The following is a 25732-nucleotide window of genomic DNA, read 5'->3' on the forward strand; positions in this document are numbered from 1 at the left end:
GACCGCCCGGCCGTAGCCGGTCAGCGGATCGCGACCGGGTTCACATTGACCTGGGTCGAGCCCGTGTAGAGCGGCTGCCCCAGCACGAACAGAAACTCCCAGGCCTTGTCACGAACGAGCGCACGGCTGTCGATCAGCTCGAGATTGTAGATGCCGTGCCTGGCAAGCATGAACTGGTTGACGGGGAATTCGTCGCCGCTTTCCCCGGGATAGGCCTCAGATGCCCAGGTGTCGCCGCCAAAGGCGACGATGCCCTTGTCCGCCAGCCATTTCGCGGCCTCCATGCCGATGCCCGGCTCGCCTTCCAGGAAGCGCTTGTCGTCCTTGCCGATCAGTTCCAGCCAGCCGGTGTTGAACAGGACGACGTCGCCCTTCCGGATGGCGATACCCTGCTTCTTGAGCACCGCTTCGATGTCGGCAACGGTGAAGACGGTGCCTTCCGGCACGATCGGCTTGCCATAATGGGCGGTCATGTCGAGCACGACGCCGCGGGTGACAATCGGCGGCACCTTCTCGATGCCCAGCTTCTTCACACCTTCGACCGTCACGAAATCGGCGGCCTTGTTGCCATTATAATAGACATTGTCGATGCCGATATGGCCGATGCCGTTGAGTTGCGTGCCGACGCCTGTCCAGACGACGACCATTTCGTCATTGAAGGTGAATTTGTTCGGGCCGGTGGTCCGCCCCGCCTGCTGGCCGGGCTGGATATTGTAGAGCCTGAAGCTGCGATGGCGGAAAGCCGGCAGATCCTTGTCGACCCGCACCGCGAGCGGATAGGTCTTGCCGGTCCTGACCAGCTTCGCCGCCTGCAGCACCAGATCGGGGGTCAGCAAATTGGCCGCGCCGATCTCGTCCTCGGGACCATATTGGGACGGAGACCAATCCTCCGCCACCGCCGGAGCAGCCAGCCCGGCCGCAAGAGCGACGCCGAGCAGGGCCCTGTTCTTCCAGATAGTCACGTCCTTCTCCTCAAGAGCAGGCAGATATGCGTGAGAAGGCGGGTAGCCTTCATTCAAAGTCCAAGAAATTCCCCCAGCGCTAACAGCTTCTTGGAAGAAGTTTCATAAGTCGCGCCATGGCTCGATGCTTGCCGCGCGGAATGTGCGGTGCGGCGCCATTCAGGCGCTTGCCCGGCTCACCGTCATGTCGGGCGCGGCCGCGCCTCGACGGCTGAAGAGGACGATCGCGAGCCCGCCCAGCGACAGCAGCGCGCCGGCAATGGGAACCCAGGCATAGCCGAGGCCGGTTCCGATCACCCCGCCGCCCACCACGGCGCCCAGCGCATTGCCGAGATTGAAGGCGCCGACATTGACCGACGAGGCAAGGCTCGGCGCGTCCGACGCCGTCTCCATCACCCGCATCTGAAGCGGCGGCACCACCGCGAAGGCGGCCATGCCCCACAGGAAGATGGCGACGGCAACGGGCAGGGATGCGTGCATGGCAAAGGGGAAGATCAGCAGGAGCACGGCCAGCATGCCGAGGAAGGCGATCAGGCTGCCGTCCAGCGAGCGGTCGGCGAAGCGCCCGCCGACGCCATTGCCGACGGTGAAGCCCACGCCCACCACGACGAGCATCAGCGTGACGAGGGCGGGCGCCGCGCCCGTCTCATGCTGCAGGATCGGCGCGATATAGGTGAGCAGGGTGAACATCGCGCCCGCGCTGAGCACGGTCGTCAGCAGCGCACGCAGCACCGGCGGCCGCGTCAGGACGCCGATTTCATGCCTAAGGTCGATCGATGCGTCCGCATCGAGCCTGGGCAGGGCGAACCACAGCGCCAGCATGGCGAGCGCGCCGAGCGCGGTGATGCCGGCAAAGGCCGTCCGCCAGCCGACGAGTTGCCCGACCAGCGTGGCTAGGGGTACGCCGCCGATGGTGGCGATGGTGAGGCCCATGAACATCGTCGCCACCGCGCTCGCCCGCCGCTCGGGCGCCACGAGATTGGCCGCCACGATCGAGCCGACGCCGAAAAAGGCACCGTGCGACAGCGAGGTGACGATCCGGGCGCCGAGCAGCATCGCATAGCTGGAGGACAGAGCGGAAAGCAGATTGCCGATCGTGAAGATGGCCATCAGGCCCACCAGCACCGTCTGGCGCGGGATGCGGCGCGTGCCGAGCGTCATCAGTGGCGCACCGACCATGACGCCCATAGCATAGCCGGTGACGAGCATCCCGGCAGTCGGGATCGATATGCCGAGATCGGTGGCGATCACGGGCAGAAGCCCCATCGGTGCGAATTCGGTCGTCCCGATGCCGAAGGCACCGACCGACAGGGCCAGGAGCGGAAAATTGGGTTTCATGCCATCCCTCGAACATAGCAGCTTTGGCCATCATTCTGGGGATGTCCCGCCGGAAGCATAAGCCGCTCCGCCTCCACAGCATCTGTGAAGGGGCACGGCGCAATGGGGCAGGTGAGGCGGCCAATGCCCGGCTGGACAGGACGTTCATTGGAACGCCTTGTCCAGCCCGAACGACGGACGAAAAGGCGTCAGTTCTTCGTTTCGCAAATGGCCTTCAGCGTCAGTTCCGCGGTCAGCGCTGACGAGACCGGCCGGCCCGTGGCAGACGGCGGCCACGACCTTGTCCGTCGTCCAGGCCATACCGATCAGGCTCGATCAGGAGCCATAAAATATTTATGGCATAGCGATCATCATCGACGCGACCAGCCAGATATTGGCCGTCCCGATCAGGAAGAAGATCGCCCAGGCCAGGATGGCGAGGGGACGGGGCGTGACGAATGCGCCCATCAGCTTCCGGTCGCTCGTGAAGCGGATCAGCGGAAGGATGGCGAAGGGAAGCTGCACCGAAAGCACGACCTGGGAGAGGACGAGCAGTTCGCCCACCGATCCCTCGCCGAGCAGCAGGACGCCGATCATCGCGGGCAGGATGGCGAGCATGCGCGTCAGCAGCCGCTGTTGCCAGAGCGGAAGGCGAAGCTTGAGGAAGCCCTCCAGCACGATCTGGCCGGCGATCGTTCCCGTAAATGTCGAGCTCTGGCCCGATGCGAACAGCGCGATGGCGAACAGCAGCGCCGCTGCCGTAGCACCCGTGAGCGGGGCGAGCATGCGATGCGCTTGCTCGATATCGCCGATGTCGCTGTGACCGCTGTCGTGGAATATGCCGGCGGCGACGAGCAGGATCGCGACCTGGACGGCGGCCGCGATCGACAGCGACCAGACCGTGTCCCGCGTGCCCCGTCTTACCGCCTGATGCCGCGATCCATCATCGGCGTCCGCCGCCGCGTCACGCACCAGCGCGGAGTGAAGATAGAGATTGTGCGGCATCACCGTGGCACCGACGATGCCGATCGCAAGGAACAGCGCACCCGGTTGCCCGAGGACGGACGAGGAGGGAACGAAGCCTCGCAGCATGGCCGGAACGTCCGGACGCACAAATGCCAGTTCGATCACGAAACATAGCAGGATCGTCGAGACGAGGCCGAGGACGATCGCCTCGATCCGGCGGACGCCATGCCCCCGGAGCCCAAGGACGATGAGCGTGTCGAACCCGGTGAGGAGAATGCCGATAACAAGCGGAAAGCCGAACAGCAGCTTGAACGCCAGCGCCGCGCCCAGCACTTCCGCCATGTCGGTGGCGATGATCGCTATCTCGGCCAGCGCGAACAGGGTGATGCCGGTGCGGCGGCCGAAATGGTCGCGGCACGCCTGGGCGAGATCCCGTCCGGTCGCGATCCCCAGCCGCATCGCAAGCGTCTGCAGCAATATCGCGGCAAGGCTGGAGAAAAGGATGACGAACAACAGCTGATAGCCGAACCGCGCCCCGGCCTCTATGTCCGTCGCCCAATTGCCGGGATCCATATAGCCGACCGCCACCAGCAGACCGGGACCGGCAAAGACCGGCATGCGCCGGAAAAGCGAAATCTCCCGCTGCGGCTCGAGCGCCTTCCCGGCCGCGATCGGCTGGGAAGGCGATGTCGCTGCGCCGGGAGAGGATGAGGGCGGCATGGCGTCTCCGGCTCGGGGTTCAGGATAAATGGGGACGGAATTGTGCGGTGCGGGACGCAAATCCTATCAGACGGGCCTGCATCGATGAATGGGCAAACAGAAGGAAGCCAGCCATGACGAGCGCCGGCGCTTCTTCCCCCTTCGCGAATTGCGCGCCGACCAGACATGCCGCGCTGAGCGCCTGCATGGCGAGGAGAAGCGCCGCCATTTCATGACGCGTCCCCCAACAGGCGTCCGGCGTCCGTTCCAGCCGGCGCTCGATCGACCAGAGCCGGGCGGTGACGCCGGATGCCATGAGGGCGTGTAGCCCCGCTCCCCACGCCGTCACGCCAGCCAGTGGACAGATGGCAAGCGCCGCCATGCAAAATGCGAGGGTGAAGGCGAGGGAAGTCCGGGCGGGAGTCATTCACGCATCGTTCGCGCGCATCGGCGCATCCACGCGCAAACGCAGGACATGGAATGGCGGCCGGCTGGCATCGATGCCGTCATTGAGCTTCGGATGACGATGAAGCTGATTGGCGGTGATGTAGAGCCAGCGTCCTTCGGCATCGAGCTCGACGCCGTCCGGCCATCCCAGCCGTTCGTCATCCTGCGCGAGGATCGAATAGCCTGCGGGCGATGCCATGCCGATGGCGCTGCTTTCGATATCGGTCACATAGATATTGCCATGGGCATCGACGTCGAAGCCGTCGCAATGGGGCTTGGCGCACCAATATTCCACATGCTCCGCCAGCGCCGCCTCATGGGCTTCGTCGGCGAGCATGGCGGCATCGATGCGATGGACCGCCTTGCCCGACATCGCGCCGAAATAGACCCAGCGCCCGAGCGGATCGATCGCGATCGGATTGAAGCCGTAGCGATAGGGCAGGGTCCGCCCATCCTCCGCGCGCAGCGAGACGATATTGCCATCGATCCGGACCGGCTCGTCGCTGGGCAGCAGCGATGCATGGCGTTCCAGCACGCGCCGGGCGAGGCCGGTATCGAGATCGACGACGATGATCGCCGGATAATCGCTGACACCTTCGGCGTTCAGCGTCATGTCCGCGACGTAGATGCGCCGGCGGCGCTGATCGATCACCAAATCCTGGGTGAAGGAGCTCGGCCGCAGCACATTCTGGGGCAGGACGATTGTCCGGTGGAGCCGTTCCTTCCGATCGTCCCAGCCGACCAGCTTGGGCTGATGCCCGGCATCGCCGAGATCGAGCATCCACACAATGCCGTCGACATCCGTGCGGATGCCGATCACGCCCGCCATGCCGCGTCCGTCGGAACGCGGCTTGCCCGCCCAGATCGTATCCGGATAGGGGCGGTGGTCGCCGTCCGTTCCGATCGCGCGCACCGCATATTCGGGGGCGATCACGGCGGAGATGGAGACGAGCACGCGCCCGTCCCGCATCACCGTCGGATTGCCGGGCCGCTCCTTGGGGAAGATCGCGACCGTCTCCAGCATCCCTGCGCTCATTTCTTGGCCTGCACGAAGCTTTCGGGCGTGCCGGCCGTCGGATCGACGAAGATGATATCGCTCGGATCGCGCCGGGGCGTGTCGACCGATACCATGAAGAGCGGATGTTCGAGGATCTCGGGCATGCCGTGGATGGTGAATTTCTTGAAGAACAGCATCTCGCCGGGGCCGACCTCGAACGGCTCGCGATCGCCCATGAAGAAGCGGGCGCGGCCGGACAGGACGATCAGATATTCGTCGCAGGTGGCGTGATAATGGGCGGGCGTCGGATGATAGACGCGGAACACGCGCGCGCTCGCCTCATCCTCGTCGGTCAGCCGCGTGTCGACGAGCAAGGTGTCCGCGCTTTCCGGAAATGTCTTGACGATCGCATCGAGGTTGAACGCGGCGTGCGGCGCCGCTTCGACGAGCTTCTTGCGTTCGCTTGTCTCAGCCATGACCAGATCCTTCTGCTGGGGCGCCCTCATTCATCGGCGCCGTCGTCTTTCGGAAATAGGCACTCCGGATTGGGCGGAGAATTGGCTGCGGGGGCACAGCATTTGAGAAGCAAAGGAATAAGTGGTGCGTGCCGGCTATTGCCGGCCGGTTCCGTCGCCGCCGCCGCGTCGCGCAAAGCCCCGCCGGAACAACCGCTCCAGCAGGCTCAGTTCGAGGGTTGCGACGCCCGTGGCCACGACCGAGCCGAGCGCCACTTCCGAAAAGCGCGCGAGCCCGTTCTGCCAGATATCCATACCGGGCTGCCGGCTCAGCAGCGTGATCGCCGCCGTCCATATGCCGACGCGCCATTGCGGGCGATTGGAAACCAAGGCGGCCACGATGGCGGTGACGATCGCCAGCTCCGCGATATCCGACAGGCGGAATGGCGAGAGTAATGACACGCCAATGATCGCCAATATGGTCCCGACCGCAGTGCCGATCACACGGCTGCGGCATTCCGCGAATGTGTCGCCGAAACTGTCCTTGGTGGTGATGAGCGCGGAAACCGAGGCCCAGAGCGGTTGATGCAGTTGCAGCGTCAAGGCTCCACCATAAGCGAATGTCGCCGAGACCGCCGAGCGGACGACGCAAATGAGCATGGCCAGGCCGCGATCCCGCCGGCGCAGCGACACTATCGAATGGGCGGACGGCAAATGGGACATCATCTGGTACCGGCGCATCGCCTTCACGCAAAAGGCGTTGATGGACGATGCGCCTGATAGTCCCGTCCGCGCCGATCCGTTTTCGAATTCAATTCCAAGGAGCTGCGCAGCGCGGGCGGCTATCGGGCCTGGAGGCGCGGTTTCATATTTCCGCCGCGGCGACCAACGGGTTGCGCCCCCAATCGGAGACATGAGCATGCAAGTCAGAGCGGCCGTGTTGCGGCAGATGAATGTGCAGGGCCCCTATGCCCAGAGCAGGCCGATCGCGATCGAGACGATCGACCTCGCCCCGCCAGGCCCCGGCGAGGTGCTCGTCCGCATCGGCGCGGCGGGCCTTTGCCATTCCGACCTGTCCGTCATCAATGGCGATCGGCCGCGCCCGATGCCGATGGCGCTCGGCCATGAGGCGGCCGGCGTGGTCGAGGCGCTGGGCGAAGGCGTTGCCGATCTGGAACCGGGCGACCATGTCGTGATGGTGTTCATGCCGAGCTGCGGCCATTGCCTTCCCTGTTCCGAAGGGCGTCCCGCGCTCTGCGAGCCTGGTGCGGCCGCGAACGGCGCCGGCACGCTCATCACCGGCGGCATTCGGCTGAGCGACGATCATGGCCATGTCCATCATCATCTCGGCGTTTCGGCCTTTGCTGACCATGCCGTCGTTTCGCGCAATTCGCTGGTCAAGATCGACAAGGATCTGCCCTTGGTCGAAGCCGCCTTGTTCGGATGCGCGGTGTTGACCGGCGTCGGTGCGGTCGTGAACACGGCACGGCTGCATGCCGGCTCGACCGCGGTCGTGATCGGGCTGGGCGGCGTCGGCCTTGCCGCCGTCATGGGCGCCAATGCGGCAGGCGCGAGCAAGATCGTCGCCGTCGATCTTTCGGCCGAGAAGCTCGCGCTCGCGAGCGAAGTCGGTGCGACGGCTATGGTCAACGGGCGCGATCCCGATGCGATCGAACAGGTCCGCGCGCTGACCAATGGCGGCGCGGATTATGCCTTCGAATTTGCCGGCTCCATTCGCGCGCTCGAAAATGCCATGCAGATGACGAAGCGCGGCGGCACGACCGTCACCGCCGGCCTGCCGCCGCCTGGATCGTCGTTGCCCGTCAATGTGGTGCAGCTCGTCGGCGAGGAGCGGACCGTCAAGGGCAGCTATATTGGCACCTGCGTGCCCGTCCGCGACATTCCCCGTTTCATCGAGCTTTACCGCGACGGGCGCCTGCCCGTGAACCGCCTGCTGAGCGGCAAGCTCAAGCTCGACGAGATCAATGAAGGTTTCGACCGCCTGCATGACGGCAGCGCCGTGCGCCAGGTCATAGAATTTTGAAGGATAGCATCATGGCTGATGAAAATTTCCTCGCGACGCTCAAGGACAAGTCGCTGTTCCGCGAAGCCAATTATATCGATGGCGAATGGATCGGGATCGGCGAGGGGCGCGGCATCGCCGTCACCAATCCGGCGACGGGCAAAAATCTCGGCCACGTCCCGTCGCTCGGCGCGGCGGAGACGGCGCGCGCCATCGCCGCCGCCAAGCGCGCCCAGCCGGCTTGGCGCGCGCTGACCGCGAAGGAGCGCGCGGCGAAGCTCCGCCGCCTGTTCGAACTGATGATGGAAAATCAGGAAGACCTCGCCCGGATCATGACCGCCGAGCAAGGCAAGCCGATCGCCGAGAGCCGGGGCGAGATCGCTTATGCCGCGAGCTTCATCGAATGGTTCGCCGAAGAGGGCAAGCGCGTCTATGGCGATACCATTCCGCAGCATCTGCCCGGCCGCCGCATCATCGTGCAGAAGGAGCCGATCGGCGTTTTCGCCGCGATCACGCCATGGAACTTCCCCGCCGCGATGATCACGCGCAAGGCCGGCCCCGGCTGGGCGGCGGGCTGCACAGGCGTGCTGCGCCCGGCCAGCCAGACGCCTTTCTCCGCCATCGCGATCGCGGTGCTTGCCGAACGCGCGGGCCTGCCCGCGGGCGTGTGCAACGTCATCACCGGCCCGGGCAGCGAGATTGGCGGCGAGATGACGTCCAATCCGGACGTGCGCAAACTCTCCTTCACCGGCAGCACGGAGGTGGGCGCGAAGCTGCTCGCCCAATGCGCGCCGACGATCAAGAAGACGAGCATGGAGCTGGGCGGCAACGCGCCCTTCATCGTGTTCGACGATGCCGATCTCGACGCGGCGGTGCAGGGGGCGCTCGCCTCCAAATATCGCAATGCCGGCCAGACCTGCGTCTGCGCCAACCGCCTGCTCGTGCAGGACGGCGTCTATGATGCCTTTGCCGCGAAATTGAAGACGGCGGTCGAGGCGATGAAGGTCGGCGACGGCTTCGAGGATGGCGTGGTGATCGGCCCGCTGATCGACGAGGCCGCGGTCGAGAAGGCCGAGGAGCATGTGGCGGATGCGGTGGCGCTGGGCGCCTCGGTCGTCACCGGCGGCAAGCGCCATCTGCTCGGCGGCAGCTTCTACACGCCGACGATCCTCGCCGACGTGTCGCCTGATGCGAAGATCTTCCGCGAGGAGACGTTCGGCCCCGTGGCGCCGCTGTTCCGCTTCCATAGCGAGGCGGAGGCGATCCAGATGGCCAATGACACCGAATTCGGCCTCGCTTCCTATTTCTACAGCCGCGATGTCGGCCGGATCATGCGTGTCGCCGAAGGGCTGGAATATGGCATTGTCGGCATCAACGAGGGGCTGATTTCGACCGAGGTCGCGCCCTTCGGCGGCATGAAGGCGTCGGGCCTCGGCCGCGAGGGATCCAAATATGGCATAGAGGACTATCTGGAGATCAAATATCTCTGCCTCGGTGGCATCGACATCTGACGTGGCTTGTCCGGTTCCGACCGCGTGGGCCGATAAGCCCGCGCGGTCGGCCGCGCCGCATCAGGCGGCTGCCTTGACCTTCAATTGCTGCAAGGCCGCCACTATTTCAGGCGCCTCGGTGCGGACCAGCCAGTCGGGGCTCACCGCCACGAAGCGGGCGATGCGGTCGCTATCGATGATGATCACGGCAGGCTGCGGCAATTCCCAAGTGCCAGTCCCCGTAATCTCGCCGATCCAGCCTTCTGCGGGCGGCGTCGCGGGAATGTCGCTCGGCTCGAAGGTGATGCCGAAGCGGCGGCCGAGCCGATTGTCGGGATCCGAGGCGACACGGAAGCCCAGCGCATGGCGCGTCCTGATCTCGCCCAGCCGCTCGGGCAGCTGTGGGCTGATCGCGACCAGCGGGATGCCGGCGGCGGCAAGCTGCGGCCAAAGCTGCCGATCATAATAAGGCAAAGCGAGATTGCAGGCGGGGCAGCCGGCGAAACGGAAGAAGATCAGCACCGCCGGGCCGTCTGCGACGAGCGCGTCCAGCGTCACCGTCCCGCCCTCGACATCGAGAAGCTCGAACGGCTCGACCTGATCGCCGATCTTGATGACCTGCGCCGGATCGAATTTGGCGACCAGCTCGCGCCGCTGATCGACATTTCTTGCAAGCTTTTCGGGATCCCAGCTCCGCTCGCGTTCGGCATGAAGCGCTGCGAACTGGGCATTCAGGCTCTCGGGCAGGCTGTCGGTCATCGGCTACCTCATCGGCTCGGCATGTTCGGGAGCGGCAGATCGCCGCGTTTCCCTGTAGGATCCCGCCGAAACTAGGTGAGCCCCATCGTCCCGACCAACGAGAATGGCCCAAGCAACGCATGACCGGCGCTCATAAATCAGAGCTGCCGCACCACCTCTGTCGCAAGTTCGGCGAGCCGCGCGGTCGCCTGGCCGAGCCCGCCGGCCTTGCCGACGATGCACGCGACTTTGGGGAGCGGCGGCAGCGAGGGCGCCGAAAGGCTCTCGGCATCGGGAAGGAACAGGTGCGTCCGGCATGTCAGGCCGAGCCCCGCCTCGACCGCCGCGCGCAAGGTGGAAAGATTGGGGGTCTCCACTGCGATCCGCCAGGACCGTCCCGCCGCATCCAGGCCGGCGATCGCGGCTTCGCGGAAACGGCAGGGCTTTTCGAGGACGGCGAGCGGGATGACGCCCTGATCGGCCAGGTCTGCCTCGCCATACCAGCCCATCGGCGCGATCCTGATCGCAGCGGGATCGTCCGCCGCCGCATAGCCGAGAATGATGTCGAGCTGGCCCCTGTCCAGCATCGTCTGCAGCTCCGCCGTGCCGGCGACGCGGGCATAGATTTGCGAATCCGGATGAAGCTCCGAGAAGCGGGCGAGCAGGCCGGTGAGCAGCGTATCCGCGAAATCCTGCACCATGCCGACCCGCACCGGCCCCGCGAAATGGCCCGCGCTCACCGCTGCGACCGCTTCGTCATGGAGGCTCAGCACGCGCCGGGCATAGTCGAGCAGCACCTCACCCGCGGGCGTCAGCACCAGCCGGCGCCCCTCGCGCGTGAACAGCGCCTGCTGCACCAGCTCCTCGAGGCGCTTGATCTGAAGGCTGAGCGCGGATTGGGTGACGAACACCTGCTCGGCCGCATTGAGCATCGATCCCGTATCGACGATCGCGACGAAGCTGCGGAGCAGGGTGGTAGGCAGATTTACGGGCATTTTCGATCCCTGTGGAACGGAGCGCCCCGATGCGCTGCCCTGCATATCGCCCGGATACTCATCTTGCGGCGCCCCCAATAGGATTGAACTCCTATCCAATGGATAGGAGACATGGCGATGTGCTTTCTCTTTTAGCCCCTGAAAGCGATTTTTGTCCGGGTGGCCGTTCCGGAAAGAAATGCAGGAAAACAGGAGTTAGGCCAGCCGTCAGGCTGTCATATGAGCCTTGCCAATAGATAGCGGAACCGAACTCCATTGAAACGATAGGCATAGCGCGCTGTGCTTCGCCATCTTCATCGAACAACGAGAAGGAGGCATCCGATGTCGGTCAAGTTCATCGGCTATATCGGCTTCAACAATCGGAGCGAGATCCACGGCGCGGTGCGCGGGCGCGAGCTCGACCGCGACTATGTCGAGGCGGCGGCGCGCGCGCAGGAGGAGGGCGGCTTCGATCGCGTGCTGATCCCGTTCGGCTCGAGCAGCCCCGAAAGCCAGATCGTCGCCGCCCATGCCGCCGCGATCACCACCAAGCTCGGTTTCCTGATCGCGCATCGCCCCGGCTTCACCCAGCCGACGCTGGCCGCACGCCAGCTCGCGACGCTTGATGCGCTGTCCGGCGGCCGGGTCGCAGTGCACATCATCACCGGTGGGGCGGATGAGGAGATGGCGCGCGACGGCGACTTCTCCAACAAGGAGGAGCGCTATCAGCGCACCGACGAATATCTGACGGTGCTGCGCCAGGAGTGGACCGAGGAGCAACCCTTCGATCATCAGGGGCGCTTCTATCAGGTGCGCCAGGGCTTCGCCGCGGTGAAGCCGACCAACCTGCCGGTCTTCTTCGGCGGCTCCTCCGATATCGCAATCGAGGTATCGGGCAAGCATGCCGATGTCTATGCGCTGTGGGGCGAGACGCAGGCGGCGGTGCGCGAGACGGTGGCGCGGGTGCGCGCGGCGGCCGCCAAGCATGGCCGGCGCCCGGGTTTCTCGCTGTCGCTGCGCCCGATCATCGCCGATACCGAGGAGGCGGCATGGAAGCGCGCCGAGGAGATTGTCGAGCGGGTGCGCGATCTGCGCGCCTCGGCGGGCTTCAAGACGAGCGACCATGCTCCGCCGAATGTCGGGTCGCAACGGCTGCTGCAGACGGCGGCGCAGGGCTATCGCGTCGACAAGCGGCTGTGGACGGGGCTCGCTGCGGTCGGCGGCGCGCAGGGCAATTCGACAGGCCTGGTCGGCACGCCCGAGCAGGTCGCCGATGCGCTGCTCGATTATTATGATATCGGGATCGATCATTTCCTGATCCGCGGTTTCGAACCGCTGGACGATGCCATTGCCTATGGCCGTGATCTGATCCCGCTGGTGCGCGAGCTCGTCGCGCAGCGCGACAGCCGGAAGGTTCCGGAGGTCGCGTAATTGCGAATATGTTTTCCCGTCGCCGATTATTGGCGCCGATCGCCTCGACGCTTGCGCTCGCCGCATGCGGCCGAGGCGATCGGCAAACCACGCTCAAGGTCGGCAGGCGGCGAGCGCGCTCGGCGTCAAGCCACTCGATCCGGAATTGAGTTCGCTCAGCCTCATCTCCTTCGGCCGGCAGGCGCGGCGCGACCTGCTCGTCGCGACGCCACACAGCAGGATCGTGCTTTCGAACGATCGGAGCCTCGGCGGCTTCGCGCCGTTCGGCCTTTCCGGCGGCTATTATTATGCGTGTATGGGGGTCAAATTCTGATCATACTGCGCTCGATCAGCCCTTCGAGCAGGAGTTGACCTTCGGGCCAGCTTCCGAGCCCCGAGTCCGCATTGATATGGCCCCGCCTGCCGACATCGATCAATTGGCAATGCCATTGCGCCGCCATGTCCCGTTGCCGCGCGAACGTCGCATAAGGATCGTCATGGCTGGCGACGAGAATTGCAGGAAAGGGGAGGGGGCCTGCCGGCGCGGACGCGAAGCGCCGTAGCAGCGGATGGGCGTCCGGCGCTTCCACGTCCGCAGGCGCCACCAGCATCACGCCCTTCACCTTGCCGCATATGCCTGGTTCCGCCAGCGCGGCCCACCAGACGGTTGCCAGACAGCCAAGGCTGTGCGCGACGAGGATCGCAGGACCGGGTGCCGCCATGACGGCCCGCTCCAGGCGGCCGATCCAGAGATCGCGGATCGGATCGGACCAGCGGCCGAGTTCCACCCGCACACAGTCGCGACGCTCCTCTTCCCACCGGGTCTGCCAGTGGCTCGGTCCCGAACCGTTGAGGCCGGGAACGATCAAGCAATTGACCTCAGCACCTATAGCCTGCGCCATCAGCACCTCCCGCTGCCGCCATTCTCATATCACACTCGTTAGATATGATATAAGAGTCCCCATCCTTCAAGATCATGTTCTACAGGGGGGGAAGGAGAGCATGAGGGCCCTCCGCGTCGGGACCGGGCTGCCCGAATGGTCAGGCGCTCCGAATGCTCAATCGGATGCCGGCGCGGCCGCATGGTACGAGCGAGAGGTCATGGGCGAGGGCCGCGCCGATCGGGCCGCGTCAGCGCTCCGCCAGCGCGGCCGCCACCAGCGCGCCGACCGCGCCCAGGTCGGGCAACACCGCGGTGGCGAGCATCTCCGTCTCGTGGCTGGCGGGGACGAGATCGGGGACGAGCAGCGCCATCATGCCCGCCGCAACGGCCGCGCGCAGGCCATTGGGCGAATCCTCTACCGCGACGCAATCCGCCGCCGCAACGCCCAGCCTCCGCGCGGCAAGCGCATAGGGCTCGGCATCAGGCTTGGGGCGCAGCACGTCGCTGCGCGTCACGACCGTGGCAAAATGGTCGGCGATGCCGCTGGCCGCGAGCCGCTGCTCGGCAAAGGGGCTCGCGGTCGATGTCGCGACCGCCTGCGGCAGGCCATGGCCGGCAAAACGGGCCAGCAGTTCGCGCGCGCCAGGCCGGAAGGGCACGCCCTCGCGCCACATGGCCTCGAAGCGCGCATCGGCATCGCGATAGAAATCCTCGATCGGGAAATCCGGGCCGAGATGGTCGAGCAGCATTTCGATGTTGCGATCGCGGTGGACGCCGACCAGCGCGGCGAACATCGCATCGGGCAGCTCGAAATCCATCGCCTGCGCGGTCGCCTGCATCGCCGTGCGGTGCACCGCCTCGGTATCGAGCAGCGTACCGTCCATGTCGAACACCACGGCGAGCGGGCGGCGCGGCAAGCGGAGAGGACGAAGGGTTACGTCCAATTCAGGCTCCCATAAGAATGACGGACAAGTGTGCTGCCGCGTACATCCACCTATGGGCCAAATTTAGGCAGGTCAGTTTGACCAGCCCGTGCAACCCCGCCTCCCGACTTTTCCTCCGCATGGCTGCCGCTATGCTGCTTGAGCACCGTTAGAGCGTCACGGATGAGATCCGTGATGGCCTCTAAGCAGGATTATGCAGGCTGCCGCCATGATCCATGTCGGCCTTTCTTGCGCCAGAAGCCGCAATATTCTTTCGATCGTCTGACAATATGAAATATGAAATTACGACGAAGACGGCAACAACGGATCCCAATATCTTGTATGATGTGGAAAAGCCGTAATCATCATACATCCTCCCGGCAATGAGCGAGAGCGTGCTTGCCGTCACCTGCGACATGAACTGGAACCCAACAAGATATAGGGTAGCGGAAAGGCGGGCGTCGAATGTAGCTGAAATATATTTGAACATGGATATCAGCATTATCGGCAGCTCGATGGAATGTAGCAGCTTCATCGCCGATATTTCTATCGGTCCATCCGAGAATCCGGAGCCGATCATCCTGAAGGACATGATCACGCCGCTGAGCACCAGGCCCTGCTTGGCGCCGATCCTGTTGACGAGCAATGGCGCCAGGAACATCCCGCCGGCTTCAAGAAATACCTGTAGCGAGTGCAGATAGCCGAACATCCTGTTGCCCACGTCCCGGGACGTGAACAGGGACGAATAATAAATCGAAAACTGCTGATCATAGACGGAGTAGATGCACGACACGCCCATGACGAACGTCGCGAGCGCCCAGAAACGGCCGGACGCAAATAGCCGAGCCACATCGATCAGATGTAATTTATGGGCCTTCGTCTTGAAGGCCTCCTGCTGATGTGGCGGATCGGCTGGATGCACCAGGCTGACAAGCAGCAGAAAGACGATGCCGCAGCCGGATGCCAGCCAGAAATTGATATTGGGACTGATATTGAACAAATGGCCTGCAAAGAAGGAGGATGCCGCCCCGCCCAGCGAGCCCCACATACGTGCCTTGCCAAATTCGAAGCCGGCAATCCGGCTGACACGCTCCACATAGGTTTCAAGCGCACCGACACCGGCGCCGAAGACGATTCCGAAAAACACGCCGCCAATTGTCGCGGCCAGAATCAGATTCTCAGCGAGAAGCGGACCATAAATGAATATGAAGAACGGGCCGACCAGCAGCAGCATTGACGCCACCAGAAGCAGGAGCCCTTTTCTTAGGCCAAGCTTGTCCTGAGTATAGCCGTAGAGCGGCATGATGAACATGGCCGTTATTGCATTGATACTGAATATTATACCCGTCGACTCGCCCTTGAGCCCGATCGCCTGGTTGAGCCATATCGGGAAGAGCGCGAAGGAAAATGACCAACTCAGGAAAAAAGTGAAAAAGGCGGCGCATAGCAGCCGGTAAATTCTCCGCGTCTCATGCCCCATTTGGCATCTCTCCTATGATCCGGCATTTTTTCGAGGACGTTCCCATGCGCGAGCGCCTGAAATGTCCATCGTTAGCCATTTTGGGAGAAATTAGCTGGCTTGGGCAAAATTTACAAGTCGTCGCCTTGGTCTTCTGACCCTCATCCTGCCTGAGCTGGAGACGATTTTCCTTTTGTTGCCGCAAGTGTCGGCCGGCTTGCCTCAATTTCGCTTAAGCTATTCTATTAAAGCAATAAATTGGAAAGCGCAGACCGATATTGCCCGTTTCCTATCGTCCGTTGTCCTGGCTGTCGCTTACCCGCCAAACCCTCGCCCAGCCACGCCGGTAGCCTTCACTGGATGATCGCCATATCCTCTTCTTGCGCCGATCCCCTCCCGTCAGGCTGTTGAAGGGCCTTGTCGGACTCCCTGGGAACGACATCGCATCGACATTTTTCGACGCCGCTTACTCTTGCGCCATTTGCCATCATGTCGAAGGCCAGCTCGGCCGCGCGTACGCCCATCTGATAATAAGGCAGCGACGCGGTAGTCAGCGGCGGGACTGTATTTTCCGATATCAGCGTGTAATCATCATATCCAACGACCGAAATATCATCCGGTATGGAAATATTCATTGCGTGCAAATGCATGATGACCCGCAATGCCATCTTGTCATTGCCGCACATGATCGCAGTGGGCCTTTTTCTGCCTGCCAGCAGCCGTTCCAATAATGCGTGCAGCCAGGTGGAGGTTTCGGCGGGTTCCTTGCGCTCCGCATGGATGATCCATTCCGCGTTCAACGGAATGGCGGATTCCTGCATCGCCCGGACAAACCCCTGCTGGCGAAGCCTGGTGGCGATCATATCCTCGGGCAATGTTATATTGGCAATATCCCGATGCCCGAGCGTGATCAGCCTTTTGGTCAGATCATAGGCACCTTGCTCATCATCGGGCACGACGGATGAAAATCGTCCCGCTTCGTCAAAGCAGTTTACGAGCACCAATGGGCAATGTTCGAACTTTTGCGTTATTTCGATCTGCTTGTGATAGAATGTCGCCTTGATGATGGCCTCGACCTTCTGCTGCCTGAACCGCCTTATCAATTGCGCGAAGATATGCGGGCTCTCGCGCGTTTCGCCGATCAGCAGCAGCTTGCCATGGATTTCGCAAACCGATTGAACGCCCTTGACGATATCGAAGGAAAAGGGCGTGGTCGTCAGATTGTCGGCAATCAGGCATAATATGCCCGAGGGCTGGCCGCGAAGCGAGCGCGCGGCGGCGGAAGGGAAAAATTCGAGCTCTTCTGCCGCTTTCTCGATGCGTTCGACCGTTTTCCGGCTGATGCCCTGATATCCGGACAAATATCTGGATACGGTCTTGACCGATACATCCGCTCTTTTGGCAACGTCATGAATATTTGCCACGGCTCATCCCTATATATTCTTGACCATGCCAAGCAGGCGCGGCGGCCTTTCATGTAGCAGATAGGCATCGTCAGGCGAAAGGCCAGGCCAGCGGAGCATCCGAGCGGTCCGCCGGCGCACGATCCGGCTCTTCGGGCATCATTCGACTTCGGCCCTGGGCCGCTACGCAGGATCCTGCCAATAATCAGGCGCATATGACATGCGCGCCGCGTCATCGGCACGATTCGCAACAAAATCGAAGAAACATCAGGCGATCAGAGACATAAAGTTTCCCGTTGCATTGGGAAGGCGCAATGCTATAATCCGCAATGTCCAACGTTAGACATTTTGGACATCTATGTATGAACGATTTCAAACAACAAAATGCCTATGGGAGAGGCGTTCATCATGCCGAAGGGAATGGAAAGGCCGGGCGCGGTCCTGGCAATTTTGACGGCCCTATCATGCGCCAACCAGGCGCATGCTCAGGATAAGAAATCGACCGAGCCGGGTCTCGACAAGCCGGCCCTGGAAGAGATCATCGTTACGGCCACAGTCGGCGCCAGCAAGATATCGCAATTCGAAACATCCTATGCCGTATCCAGCTTTGGCGAGAAGGATCTGGCGCGCGTCGCACCGCTCAGCACGGTAGACCTGTTTTCGGAAATTCCGGGCTTCTGGGCTGAAAGTTCCGGTGGCGAAGGCGCCAATAATCTCTTTGTTCGTGGCTTGCCTCTGGCAGGAGCCTTTAAATATTCGCCGCTTCTGGAAGACGGGCTGCCCGTGTTCGAAGAGCCCGAGATCGGCTTCATGAACGCGGACATATTGTTGAAGCTCGACAGCATGACGGAGCGTGTGGAGTTCGTCAGGGGTGGCCCTTCATTCATCGTTCACTCCAATGCCGTGGGTGGCGCGGTCAACGCCATCACCCGCAAGGGAACGAAAAAGTTCCAGGGTCAGGCGAAGTTCACTTATGGAGATTATGATCATTATCGGGGCGAAGGCTATATTTCGGGCCCTATCAGCGACACTCTATCCTATTCGATCGGCGGCTTTTATCGCATCGACGATGGTATTCGCGATCCCGGATTCACGGCCAACAAGGGTGGCCAGATCCGTGGTACGTTATCCTTCAGGAACGACCGTACGGAAGTCCATCTTACAGCCAAATATACCAATGACCGGAATATTTTCTATCTTCCAATCCCGGTGGTAAATCCGAAGGACCCGAAAGGCATTCCGGGGATCGACGCGAACTATGGCACGCTCACGTCCGCCGACTTCAAGGTCGTGAACATAAAGACGCCAGATGGCATTGTCACGAAAGACCTGGAAGACGGTATACACCCCGAATTCAAGACCTTTACCGCATTGCTCACGCATGAATTCGGCGGTGGCTGGATCATGCAGAACAAGCTCCGCTATGTTGACGGGAAGAACGGTTTCAACGGCATATTCCCGCGGACCGATCCGTTTGCGGCACGGAATTTCCTCGATATCTTCCTGCCCAAGATGCAGGCCGCCTTCCCGAGCGTCCAGAAGCTGGAATATCGCTATACCAATCATCCCGATATAGGATTCGATATCGCCAATCAGAATAATAACGGCTTGGTGAATGGAGCCGGCTGGTGGTTCGCCAATATCGAGGTCGACGACAATATCATCGAAGAATTCTCGCTGACCAAGCAGATCGGCAATCACGATATCACCGCCGGCCTATATTATAGCCATTATGGCCTGAAGTCCTTCATAAGCTTCAATGACATTCTGACGGACGTCCGGGATCGGCCCAGGCTTCTTGATGTCGTTGGCCTGGATGCAGCGGGCAATGTGGTCGGAAGGCTGACGGATAATGGCTTCCTGCGTTATGGCGGCTTCACCGTTTCCACCAGCGACAAGGTTGAGACCAAGGCCTTCTTCATCAATGATAATTGGCAGATCAATGATCGCCTGCGCGTCGACTTCGGACTCAGGATGCAGGGCGTCGATATCGACAGCAACACCGCCGATCTTGATTTTGCCGGCGTCAATCTGGGCGATCCGACGACGCTTGCGGACGACAGCTCCGTCTGGCCGACCGGGACAATTTCTAACAATAAGGGCGAATTCAGCGATACCGGCTGGACGCTGGGCGCCAATTATGAACTCAGCGGCAATCTCGCGGTCTACGCCCGCTATACCGATTCCTTCCGCCTGCCCCGATCCGAGACATTGTGGTTCGGCGGCAAGGCAAATATAAATTATGTCAAGCAATATGAGGCAGGCTTGAAGGTCCGCACGGACAATCTCACCATCTTCGCTGCGGCATTTTACAACAAGTTCAAGGGCCTTCCTCTATCTACGCAGGAAATCGACCCGATTACCCGCGATGTGAAGATCATCAACTTCGTCGCCGGATCGGAGACGCTGGGTCTGGAGGTGGAGACGGATTGGCGTCCGTTTGGCAGGAACTTCGGCGTTCATGTCGCCGGTACGCTGCAAGATCCGAAGTTCCTGGGAACGACCTTCAATACCGTTATAAATCCCGATACCGGCGAGACTGTCACCACCGACTATTCCGGTAACCAGATCAACCGCATTCCCAAAGTCATGCTGAATGTGAATCCCTATCTGGATTTTCGTTTCGGCTCGATAGGCGGTCAGCTCTACGGCTCGTTCAAGCATGTCGGAAAACGGTTTGCCGATTTCGCCTCCACGGTCGAGATCCACTCTTATGAGACATTCGAGCTTGGTGCGTTCCTGGACGTGACCGAGAAGCTCAGATTGCAGGTCCATATCTCCAATCTGACCAATTCGACGGGCCTGACCGAGGCGAACCATAATACGGGAAGCGTCGTGAACGGCCAGCAGATTATCTTTGGCCGGCCCGAAATGGGCAGAGCCGTCAGATTGTCCGCTACTTATTCCTTCTGATCGATGCCCTTGCCAGGGGCAGAGCCGGCTATTTAATTGCAACCTTGCTCTGCCCCATCAACGACTAAGGCGTAACGCTAATCATAAGTCGTGCGTCACGACGAGCATTATATCTTTCCCCGGAGCCATTTCGTGATGAGTAGCATTCTCTGCCAGTGGAAGTTCGATGAGGGCGAGGGCGATTTCGCAATCGAGAGAATTTCCGGCGAGAGGATTGCCATCGAATATGTATTCAACCGGGCTCGATTTAAGCCTTCCTCCAGCCCGATCTGGAAGAAGGGCATTTCCGGCACGGCGCTGTTGTTCGACGGTTATTCCACCTTTTTGCGCGGTCCCAAGGCAAGGCTCAGCCTTGGAAGCAGCTTCACCGTCGAGGCCTGGGTGGCGCCGAGAGCGCTGGAACATGGATTTGGCGGCAAGCTCTCGGCGATCGTCAACCAATATGATCCGAGCGCCAATGCCGGTTTCATCCTTGGCATCGGCCGTCATGGCCATTGGGCGTTGCGCTTCGGCGATGGCTGCCGCTTTCTTGAACTGTGGGACGGCGATCATCCGCTGCCCCGCGAACAATGGTCGCATGTTGCGGCAAGGGTCGATGCGGATGCCGGCAGGGCAGGGCTCTATTTCAATGGGCTTTGCATTTCTGAGATCGGCATTCCCGCTGATTTTCAGTTCATGCCGGCTGATGCCGATATGCTGATCGGGCGGACGGCCGATAATGAGCAGCTGCTCGGCATCTTCAACATGAACATGTTCAACGGACTGATGGACATGGTCGCCATTCATGGTGAAGCGCTGCCGGCGGAGGAAATTCGGCAGAATTTCCGGAACGTGCTGCAAGATTATGGCGGCAGCATTCCTCTAATAGAGGCCAGCGATATTCGCCTCGATCCGGCCTTATATGAGGGCGATCCCTATCGCCCCCGCTTTCATGCGATCGTGCCGGGCCATTGGATGAACGAGCCGCACGCGCCTTTCTATTTCAACGGCAAATATCATCTATTCTGCCAGCATAACCCCTTTGGCCCTTTTTTCTATGAATTGCGCTGGGGCCACTGGGTTAGCGACGATCTGGTGAACTGGCGCTTCCTGGGCGAGGCAATTACGCAGGATGCAAGGATTGCGCCGGATGGCGTCTGGTCGGGTAGCGCTTCCTATGACGAAAATGGCGTGCCCGTGCTGTTCTTTACCGCCGCCAACAAAGCCAGATGTCCCGATCAGGCGATAGCCATGGCGCGACCGGAAAATGCCGATGATCCGCTGCTCGAGCGCTGGATCAAACATCCGAACCTGCTACTCGAACAAGATCCCGCGCTCGGGCTATCCGCCGATTTTCGCGATCCCTTTGTCTGGCATGATACGGAATCCGCCCTCTGGTACATGCTGGTGGGATCCAGCCGGGGAGGGGAGATCGGCTGCGCGCAAATCTATGCCTCCGATAATCTCGCCGATTGGCGGCACCTCGGCGATTTCTATCGATATGATGACAAGAAATATCCTTATATCGGTCCCATCTGGGAACTGCCTGTCTTTCTTCCTATCGGCCACTATCCCAATGCCGAGCAGCGATATATTTTCCTCATCAGCCCGGTCGGGAAGGGCGCCGATGTCGAAATATTCTATTGGCTCGGCAGGTTCGACAAGGAAAGACACCAGTTCGTAGCGGATTTCGATGAGCCGCGTCTCATAGATTTTGGCGATTTCCATTTTACTGGTCCCAGCGGCATGATCGATCCCAGGACGGGCCGATTGCTGCTCTTCACCATCGCGCAGGGGGAGAGGTCGCCTCAGGATGAGCATGACGCCGGATGGGCGCATAATGCGGGGCTGCCCGTCGTCCTCAGCCTCGATGAGGCAGGCGGATTATTGGTCGACCCGATCGAGGAGCTGTCATCGCTGCGCGCCGGACAACTCATCGGCATGCGCGACCAGAATTGGGCCGCGGTCAATCAATCGCTCGCCATGGTCTCCAGCCGCATGCTGGAGATCATCGTCGAGATCGAGCCGCTCAATTCCAAGGCCTTTGGCCTCAAGGTGGGCGTTTCGCGGGACGGAAACGAACAAACGCTGATCGGCTATGATACTGAAAAGAGCCGGATCTGGGTAGACAGGACACGCACCTGTCGCTCGAGAGATTATGGAATCAACGGCGGCCCGCTCGACCTGAAGGGCGATAATCTCAAACTGCATGTCTTTATCGATCATTCGATGCTCGAAATCTACGCCAACAGCCGTCAGAGCATTACAACAAGGATCTATTCCGAGGCGGATGACGCCTGTGGCGTGGAAATCTGGTGCGACGGAGACGTTAAGATCAAGAATATCGAAATATGGAAAGTAAAAGCGATTGATGTCTGACATGAAGTCATCCGATCCAGGCAGCCACTGAACCTCTGGCAAAGGCGATATTGGGATGTGGTTTATCCACATCAGCATGAAACACACTGCTTCTTTCTGACTGCATGGATTGAGTACGCAGTCATGTCGAAAAATGCCCAAGGATGGACATATTGCAATGGGCAACCCGCTGTGGAGCGATCGATAGGATTTAAATTATCCGGCGCTGGAGGCAATGCGTGCTTGCCAATTCCCGTCAAGGCCCGGTGAGATCAAGGAGTGATCATGACTGAGAAGATCGTGGCCTTATATGGTGAAACGCATCGCCCTCAGATCCATTTTTCGCCAGCGGAAAATTGGATAAATGACCCGACGGGCCTGGTTCATTATAATGGCCGCTACCATCTTTTTTATCAGCATAATCCTTCGGACAAGATTTGGGGGAATATGCATTGGGGCCATGCCGTCAGCACGGATCTGATCCACTGGGAACATCGGCCGGTGGCGCTGCGGGCAAGTCCCGAGGGCTTGGGTTATATCTTTTCGGGAAGCGCGGTGGTGGACTGGAACAACAGCAGCGGATTCCAGACGGGCGACCATCCACCGATCGTGGCGATATTCACGCATAGCTCCAGGGATAATCATCAGGTGCAAAGCCTGGCATATAGCCTCAATGGCGGAGATGTCTGGCAGATGTATCGGGGCAATCCGGTACTCGACAATCCCGGAATCGCCGATTTTCGGGATCCCAAGGTCATTTGGGATAAAGCGCGCAATCAGTGGGTCATGGTGCTGGCGGCCCATGACATGATCAAATTCTATCGTTCGGATAATCTGATCAACTGGGAATATTGTTCCGATTTCGGTCAGGATGTCGGCTCGCATGGAGGCGTATGGGAGTGCCCCGACCTATTCCCGCTGGATTTGCCTGATGCCGGCGGGCAAAAATGGATATTGATCGTCAGCCTGAATCCGGGCGCCCCCAATGGCGGGTCGGGGACGCAATATTTTATCGGCGACTTTGACGGCCGTTCTTTTCATTGTGATCTCCCGGAAACATTATGGATGGACTATGGCCCGGACAATTATGCCGGCGTCACCTGGAGCGATGTTCCGGAGCAGGATGGCCGCCGCATTCTCATCGGCTGGATGAACAATTGGCAGTATGCCAATGCGCTGCCGACCTCTCCCTGGCGGGGCGCCATGACGTTGCCGCGCGAATTGCGGCTGATCAGAACAGATGCGGGACTGCGATTAAGCTGTGCGCCGCTGGCCGAGCTGGCGACCTTACGAAGAGGAAATCCGATCACGCATCGGAATGTGCTTATCGACGAAGCATATGATCTGGGCAATGGCGCAGCTCTTGGGGAGTTGCTGGATATCAGCCTCCAGATGGACTGGCCTCAGCAGGAAGCCCATGATTGGTCTATGCATTTCCTTAATGGAGACGACGAAGAGTTGACCCTCAATTTTGATATGCGATCAGGGCAGTTGTGCGTTGATCGAACCAAAGCGAGTTTTCGTATCGGCGATGTCGCGAGTTTCAGCAGTGAAATCATTGCGCCGATAGAAATAGGTGGAGAAACATCTATCGGGCTCAGAATGATAAAAGACACCTCTTCCCTGGAAATATATCTCGAAGATGGAAGGGGCCTTCTGACGCTCAACTATTTCGTAGAAAGCCGCCTGGACCGGCTGGAAATGCGTTCGGGTCGGGATGGTCATCCTATCAAGCTGAAAGCCGCATCCATCAATGCGCTTACGGGCATCTGGGATTGACCGCTCGCTGGTAGAATTGAGGCGTTCGAGCCAATCTGAACTCCCGGCCGCTGGCAGCCGCTCGGTTGGACGGGATGGCGCCTATGGCCGGCGCCTGCGCCGCATCAGCTTCACGCCCCCGACGACCAACGCGACAGCGACCCCGACCGCGCCTCCGACATAGACGGCTACCCACGCTATGGCGGTCAACAATATCTCCGCAAAACGGATGAGGTTGAGCGTAAGGTGGATCAGGGCATCACCGGCATTGGCCAGATGTTGGTAGGCGGCTCCCGATCGCTCGACAAGCTTGCGGGCCTCATGACAGCGCGTTTGGAGCACGCCATGGAGGGTTCTCGCAGAGCGAATGGCGTCATTCGCTTAGGCCGTGAACCCATAAATGCGTTGGGAGTGCGGAGTGATTGCGTTCTCCGCTGTTGAGTTGCAGGAAAGAGGGGATGGTTGAGATCGTTCGCCTTGATGCTGGTGCTGAGCGCCCCTTGCTGGCCGATGATCAGCCATGGCTCTACGTCGAACAGTCAGACGAGGGGCTGTTTTACGGCAGCGGTGGCTCTTGGAAGGCATCGGGCGAGTGGGTCGGCTATGGATCGCTTTCCGAGAACGATGTCGATCTTGATTGCGCGGTAAAGGCGGCCTGCGAGTGGGCAGATCGCTATAATGTTCCGACCATCTGGGTCTTTGCGTCGAAATAGCTTTGGCCATCGGGCGAGATGTGATTCAGCCCCGGCATGAGCCGATATGACCTGACTGACTTCGAGTGGCGCGCGATCGAGCCGCTCTTGCCCAACAAGCCGCGAGGCGTGTCTCGCGTCGATGATCGCCGGGTGCTGAACGGGATCTTCTGGGTGCTACGATCGGGTGCGCCGTGGCGCGACCTACCTGAGCGCTATGGGCCGCGAACCACCTGTTACAACCGCTTCGTGCGATGGCGGAAGGCCGGTGTCTGGGATCGGATGATGGACGCGATCACCGCCGCACATGACGGCGACATCCAGATGATCGACAGCACTTCCGTTCGCGCCCACCAGCAGCAAAAAGGGGGATCGAGATCATTGTCTCGGTCGCTCCCGAGGGGGCCTCACGACCAAAATCCACGCGGTCGTCGATGCGCAAGGGCTCCCGATCCGGCTCGGCCTGACAGCGGGACAGGCGCACGACGGGCAGATCGCCGATAAGCTGCTCGATCAACTCGGGCCGCATACCATCGTGCTGGCAGACAAGGCCTACGATGCCGACCGCATCCGTGAGCTGATCGAAGACCAAGGCGCCACGCCCAACATCCCGGCAAAATCCAATCGGAAATGGAAACCCTGCTTCAGCAGGCGGCTCTACCGCGAACGCAACCTGATCGAGCGGCTCTTCTCCAAACTGAAGCACTTCCGCCGCGTCGCCACCCGCTATGACAAACTCGCCGCCAACTTCCTTGCCATGGTCCAACTCGCCTCAATGCGACTCTGGCTCCGCGCTTATGAGTCTACGACCTAGTCGGCCAGAGCCCAGCAATGGCCATAAATTCCAGAACCAAGGTGTTGCGGCAATGACGAAGACAGTTGTGCC

The 25732-nt window shown here is 60.9% G+C and carries 22 protein-coding genes; 9 read left to right on the top strand and 13 right to left on the bottom strand.

Annotated features, from left to right (window positions below; translation table 11 throughout):
* Positions 1 to 20: 20 nt before the first annotated feature.
* From CLG96_RS18110 to CLG96_RS18140, 7 genes are all read right to left on the bottom strand, one after another.
* Positions 21 to 962 (bottom strand): cyclase family protein, encoded by a 942-nt coding sequence (locus CLG96_RS18110; RefSeq protein WP_107970195.1) that lies wholly within the window; start codon positions 960 to 962, stop codon positions 21 to 23.
* A 159-nt stretch (positions 963 to 1121) separates the two neighbouring features.
* A complete protein-coding gene (locus tag CLG96_RS18115; protein ID WP_107970197.1) occupies positions 1122 to 2300 on the bottom strand; it encodes an MFS transporter in 1179 nt (392 codons plus the stop codon).
* A gap of 333 nt (positions 2301 to 2633) precedes the next feature.
* A complete protein-coding gene (locus CLG96_RS18120) occupies positions 2634 to 3965 on the bottom strand; it encodes an Nramp family divalent metal transporter (protein WP_107970199.1) in 1332 nt (443 codons plus the stop codon).
* Between the two features lie 19 nt (positions 3966 to 3984).
* A complete protein-coding gene (locus CLG96_RS18125; protein ID WP_107970201.1) occupies positions 3985 to 4371 on the bottom strand; it encodes a hypothetical protein in 387 nt (128 codons plus the stop codon).
* Positions 4372 to 5415 (bottom strand): L-dopachrome tautomerase-related protein, encoded by a 1044-nt coding sequence (locus CLG96_RS18130; protein WP_207796752.1) that lies wholly within the window; start codon positions 5413 to 5415, stop codon positions 4372 to 4374. It abuts the gene before it with no gap.
* Positions 5416 to 5423: 8 nt separating this feature from the next.
* A complete protein-coding gene (locus CLG96_RS18135; RefSeq protein WP_107970315.1) occupies positions 5424 to 5864 on the bottom strand; it encodes a cupin domain-containing protein in 441 nt (146 codons plus the stop codon).
* Positions 5865 to 5999: 135 nt separating this feature from the next.
* On the bottom strand, positions 6000 to 6569 hold the full coding sequence (locus CLG96_RS18140; RefSeq protein WP_165799699.1) for an FUSC family protein: 570 nt from the start codon (positions 6567 to 6569) through the stop codon (positions 6000 to 6002).
* Between the two features lie 193 nt (positions 6570 to 6762).
* Here CLG96_RS18140 and CLG96_RS18145 point away from each other — a divergent pair, with 193 nt between their 5' ends.
* Complete coding sequence (locus tag CLG96_RS18145; RefSeq protein WP_107970207.1) at positions 6763 to 7887, top strand: zinc-dependent alcohol dehydrogenase family protein; 1125 nt, start codon at positions 6763 to 6765, stop codon at positions 7885 to 7887.
* A gap of 11 nt (positions 7888 to 7898) precedes the next feature.
* Positions 7899 to 9377: an NADP-dependent succinate-semialdehyde dehydrogenase gene (gabD, locus tag CLG96_RS18150; protein WP_107970317.1), complete on the top strand. Its 1479-nt coding sequence runs from the start codon at positions 7899 to 7901 to the stop codon at positions 9375 to 9377.
* A 60-nt stretch (positions 9378 to 9437) separates the two neighbouring features.
* Here the strand turns inward: gabD and CLG96_RS18155 are convergent, their stop codons facing one another.
* Both CLG96_RS18155 and CLG96_RS18160 read right to left on the bottom strand, forming a co-directional pair.
* Positions 9438 to 10115, bottom strand: coding sequence for a peroxiredoxin-like family protein (locus CLG96_RS18155; protein WP_207796754.1), 678 nt, complete (start codon positions 10113 to 10115; stop codon positions 9438 to 9440).
* Positions 10116 to 10252: 137 nt separating this feature from the next.
* Positions 10253 to 11089 (bottom strand): LysR substrate-binding domain-containing protein, encoded by an 837-nt coding sequence (locus tag CLG96_RS18160; protein ID WP_107970208.1) that lies wholly within the window; start codon positions 11087 to 11089, stop codon positions 10253 to 10255.
* A 321-nt stretch (positions 11090 to 11410) separates the two neighbouring features.
* Here CLG96_RS18160 and CLG96_RS18165 point away from each other — a divergent pair, with 321 nt between their 5' ends.
* Positions 11411 to 12499: an LLM class flavin-dependent oxidoreductase gene (locus CLG96_RS18165; RefSeq protein WP_107970210.1), complete on the top strand. Its 1089-nt coding sequence runs from the start codon at positions 11411 to 11413 to the stop codon at positions 12497 to 12499.
* 145 nt (positions 12500 to 12644) lie between these two features.
* A complete protein-coding gene (locus tag CLG96_RS18890; RefSeq protein ID WP_165799700.1) occupies positions 12645 to 12812 on the top strand; it encodes a hypothetical protein in 168 nt (55 codons plus the stop codon).
* Here CLG96_RS18890 and CLG96_RS18175 read toward each other — a convergent pair.
* From CLG96_RS18175 to CLG96_RS18190, 4 genes are all read right to left on the bottom strand, one after another.
* Positions 12802 to 13380 (bottom strand): RBBP9/YdeN family alpha/beta hydrolase, encoded by a 579-nt coding sequence (locus CLG96_RS18175; RefSeq protein ID WP_107970214.1) that lies wholly within the window; start codon positions 13378 to 13380, stop codon positions 12802 to 12804. The genes CLG96_RS18890 and CLG96_RS18175 overlap by 11 nt on opposite strands.
* A 229-nt stretch (positions 13381 to 13609) precedes the next feature.
* Positions 13610 to 14305: an HAD family hydrolase gene (locus tag CLG96_RS18180; protein WP_243395858.1), complete on the bottom strand. Its 696-nt coding sequence runs from the start codon at positions 14303 to 14305 to the stop codon at positions 13610 to 13612.
* A 181-nt stretch (positions 14306 to 14486) separates the two neighbouring features.
* A complete protein-coding gene (locus tag CLG96_RS18185) occupies positions 14487 to 15764 on the bottom strand; it encodes an oligosaccharide MFS transporter (RefSeq protein ID WP_107970216.1) in 1278 nt (425 codons plus the stop codon).
* A gap of 332 nt (positions 15765 to 16096) precedes the next feature.
* Positions 16097 to 17167: a LacI family DNA-binding transcriptional regulator gene (locus CLG96_RS18190; RefSeq protein ID WP_107970217.1), complete on the bottom strand. Its 1071-nt coding sequence runs from the start codon at positions 17165 to 17167 to the stop codon at positions 16097 to 16099.
* Positions 17168 to 17554: 387 nt separating this feature from the next.
* On the opposite strand from CLG96_RS18190, the gene CLG96_RS18195 reads away from it, so the two are divergent.
* From CLG96_RS18195 to CLG96_RS18220, 5 genes are all read left to right on the top strand, one after another.
* Positions 17555 to 20059 carry a TonB-dependent receptor gene (locus CLG96_RS18195; RefSeq protein ID WP_165799701.1) on the top strand — a complete coding sequence of 835 codons (2505 nt, stop codon included), beginning with the start codon at positions 17555 to 17557 and terminating at the stop codon, positions 20057 to 20059.
* Positions 20060 to 20194: 135 nt separating this feature from the next.
* Entirely contained in the window at positions 20195 to 22417 is a 2223-nt protein-coding gene (locus CLG96_RS18200) for a GH32 C-terminal domain-containing protein (RefSeq protein WP_133175420.1), read from the top strand.
* 264 nt (positions 22418 to 22681) lie between these two features.
* Complete coding sequence (locus CLG96_RS18205; protein ID WP_133175421.1) at positions 22682 to 24175, top strand: glycoside hydrolase family 32 protein; 1494 nt, start codon at positions 22682 to 22684, stop codon at positions 24173 to 24175.
* Positions 24176 to 24612: 437 nt separating this feature from the next.
* Positions 24613 to 24867 (top strand): hypothetical protein, encoded by a 255-nt coding sequence (locus CLG96_RS18215; protein ID WP_133175422.1) that lies wholly within the window; start codon positions 24613 to 24615, stop codon positions 24865 to 24867.
* A 36-nt stretch (positions 24868 to 24903) separates the two neighbouring features.
* Positions 24904 to 25660, top strand: a protein-coding gene (locus tag CLG96_RS18220; protein WP_423828216.1) for an IS5 family transposase whose coding sequence is annotated in 2 segments (ribosomal slippage) — positions 24904 to 25218 and positions 25220 to 25660 — 756 coding nt in all. Because the reading frame shifts where the segments join, the coding sequence is not laid out codon by codon here.
* Positions 25661 to 25732 lie beyond the last annotated feature (72 nt).

Origin of the sequence: Sphingomonas oleivorans (genome assembly GCF_003050615.1) — a bacterium.
In the GTDB taxonomy this organism is placed as follows: Bacteria; Pseudomonadota; Alphaproteobacteria; order Sphingomonadales; family Sphingomonadaceae; genus Sphingomonas_H; species Sphingomonas_H oleivorans.

Coding starts and splice junctions, on each gene's coding strand:
- CLG96_RS18115 (WP_107970197.1), bottom strand. CDS start 2,300: ATGAAACCCAATTTTCCGCTCCTGGCCCTGTCGGTCGGTGCCTTCGGC.
- CLG96_RS18120 (WP_107970199.1), bottom strand. CDS start 3,965: ATGCCGCCCTCATCCTCTCCCGGCGCAGCGACATCGCCTTCCCAGCCG.
- CLG96_RS18125 (WP_107970201.1), bottom strand. CDS start 4,371: ATGACTCCCGCCCGGACTTCCCTCGCCTTCACCCTCGCATTTTGCATG.
- CLG96_RS18130 (WP_207796752.1), bottom strand. CDS start 5,415: ATGCTGGAGACGGTCGCGATCTTCCCCAAGGAGCGGCCCGGCAATCCG.
- CLG96_RS18135 (WP_107970315.1), bottom strand. CDS start 5,864: ATGGCTGAGACAAGCGAACGCAAGAAGCTCGTCGAAGCGGCGCCGCAC.
- CLG96_RS18140 (WP_165799699.1), bottom strand. CDS start 6,569: ATGATGTCCCATTTGCCGTCCGCCCATTCGATAGTGTCGCTGCGCCGG.
- CLG96_RS18145 (WP_107970207.1), top strand. CDS start 6,763: ATGCAAGTCAGAGCGGCCGTGTTGCGGCAGATGAATGTGCAGGGCCCC.
- gabD (WP_107970317.1), top strand. CDS start 7,899: ATGGCTGATGAAAATTTCCTCGCGACGCTCAAGGACAAGTCGCTGTTC.
- CLG96_RS18155 (WP_207796754.1), bottom strand. CDS start 10,115: ATGACCGACAGCCTGCCCGAGAGCCTGAATGCCCAGTTCGCAGCGCTT.
- CLG96_RS18160 (WP_107970208.1), bottom strand. CDS start 11,089: ATGCCCGTAAATCTGCCTACCACCCTGCTCCGCAGCTTCGTCGCGATC.
- CLG96_RS18165 (WP_107970210.1), top strand. CDS start 11,411: ATGTCGGTCAAGTTCATCGGCTATATCGGCTTCAACAATCGGAGCGAG.
- CLG96_RS18175 (WP_107970214.1), bottom strand. CDS start 13,380: ATGGCGCAGGCTATAGGTGCTGAGGTCAATTGCTTGATCGTTCCCGGC.
- CLG96_RS18185 (WP_107970216.1), bottom strand. CDS start 15,764: ATGGGGCATGAGACGCGGAGAATTTACCGGCTGCTATGCGCCGCCTTT.
- CLG96_RS18195 (WP_165799701.1), top strand. CDS start 17,555: ATGCCGAAGGGAATGGAAAGGCCGGGCGCGGTCCTGGCAATTTTGACG.
- CLG96_RS18200 (WP_133175420.1), top strand. CDS start 20,195: ATGAGTAGCATTCTCTGCCAGTGGAAGTTCGATGAGGGCGAGGGCGAT.
- CLG96_RS18205 (WP_133175421.1), top strand. CDS start 22,682: ATGACTGAGAAGATCGTGGCCTTATATGGTGAAACGCATCGCCCTCAG.
- CLG96_RS18215 (WP_133175422.1), top strand. CDS start 24,613: ATGGTTGAGATCGTTCGCCTTGATGCTGGTGCTGAGCGCCCCTTGCTG.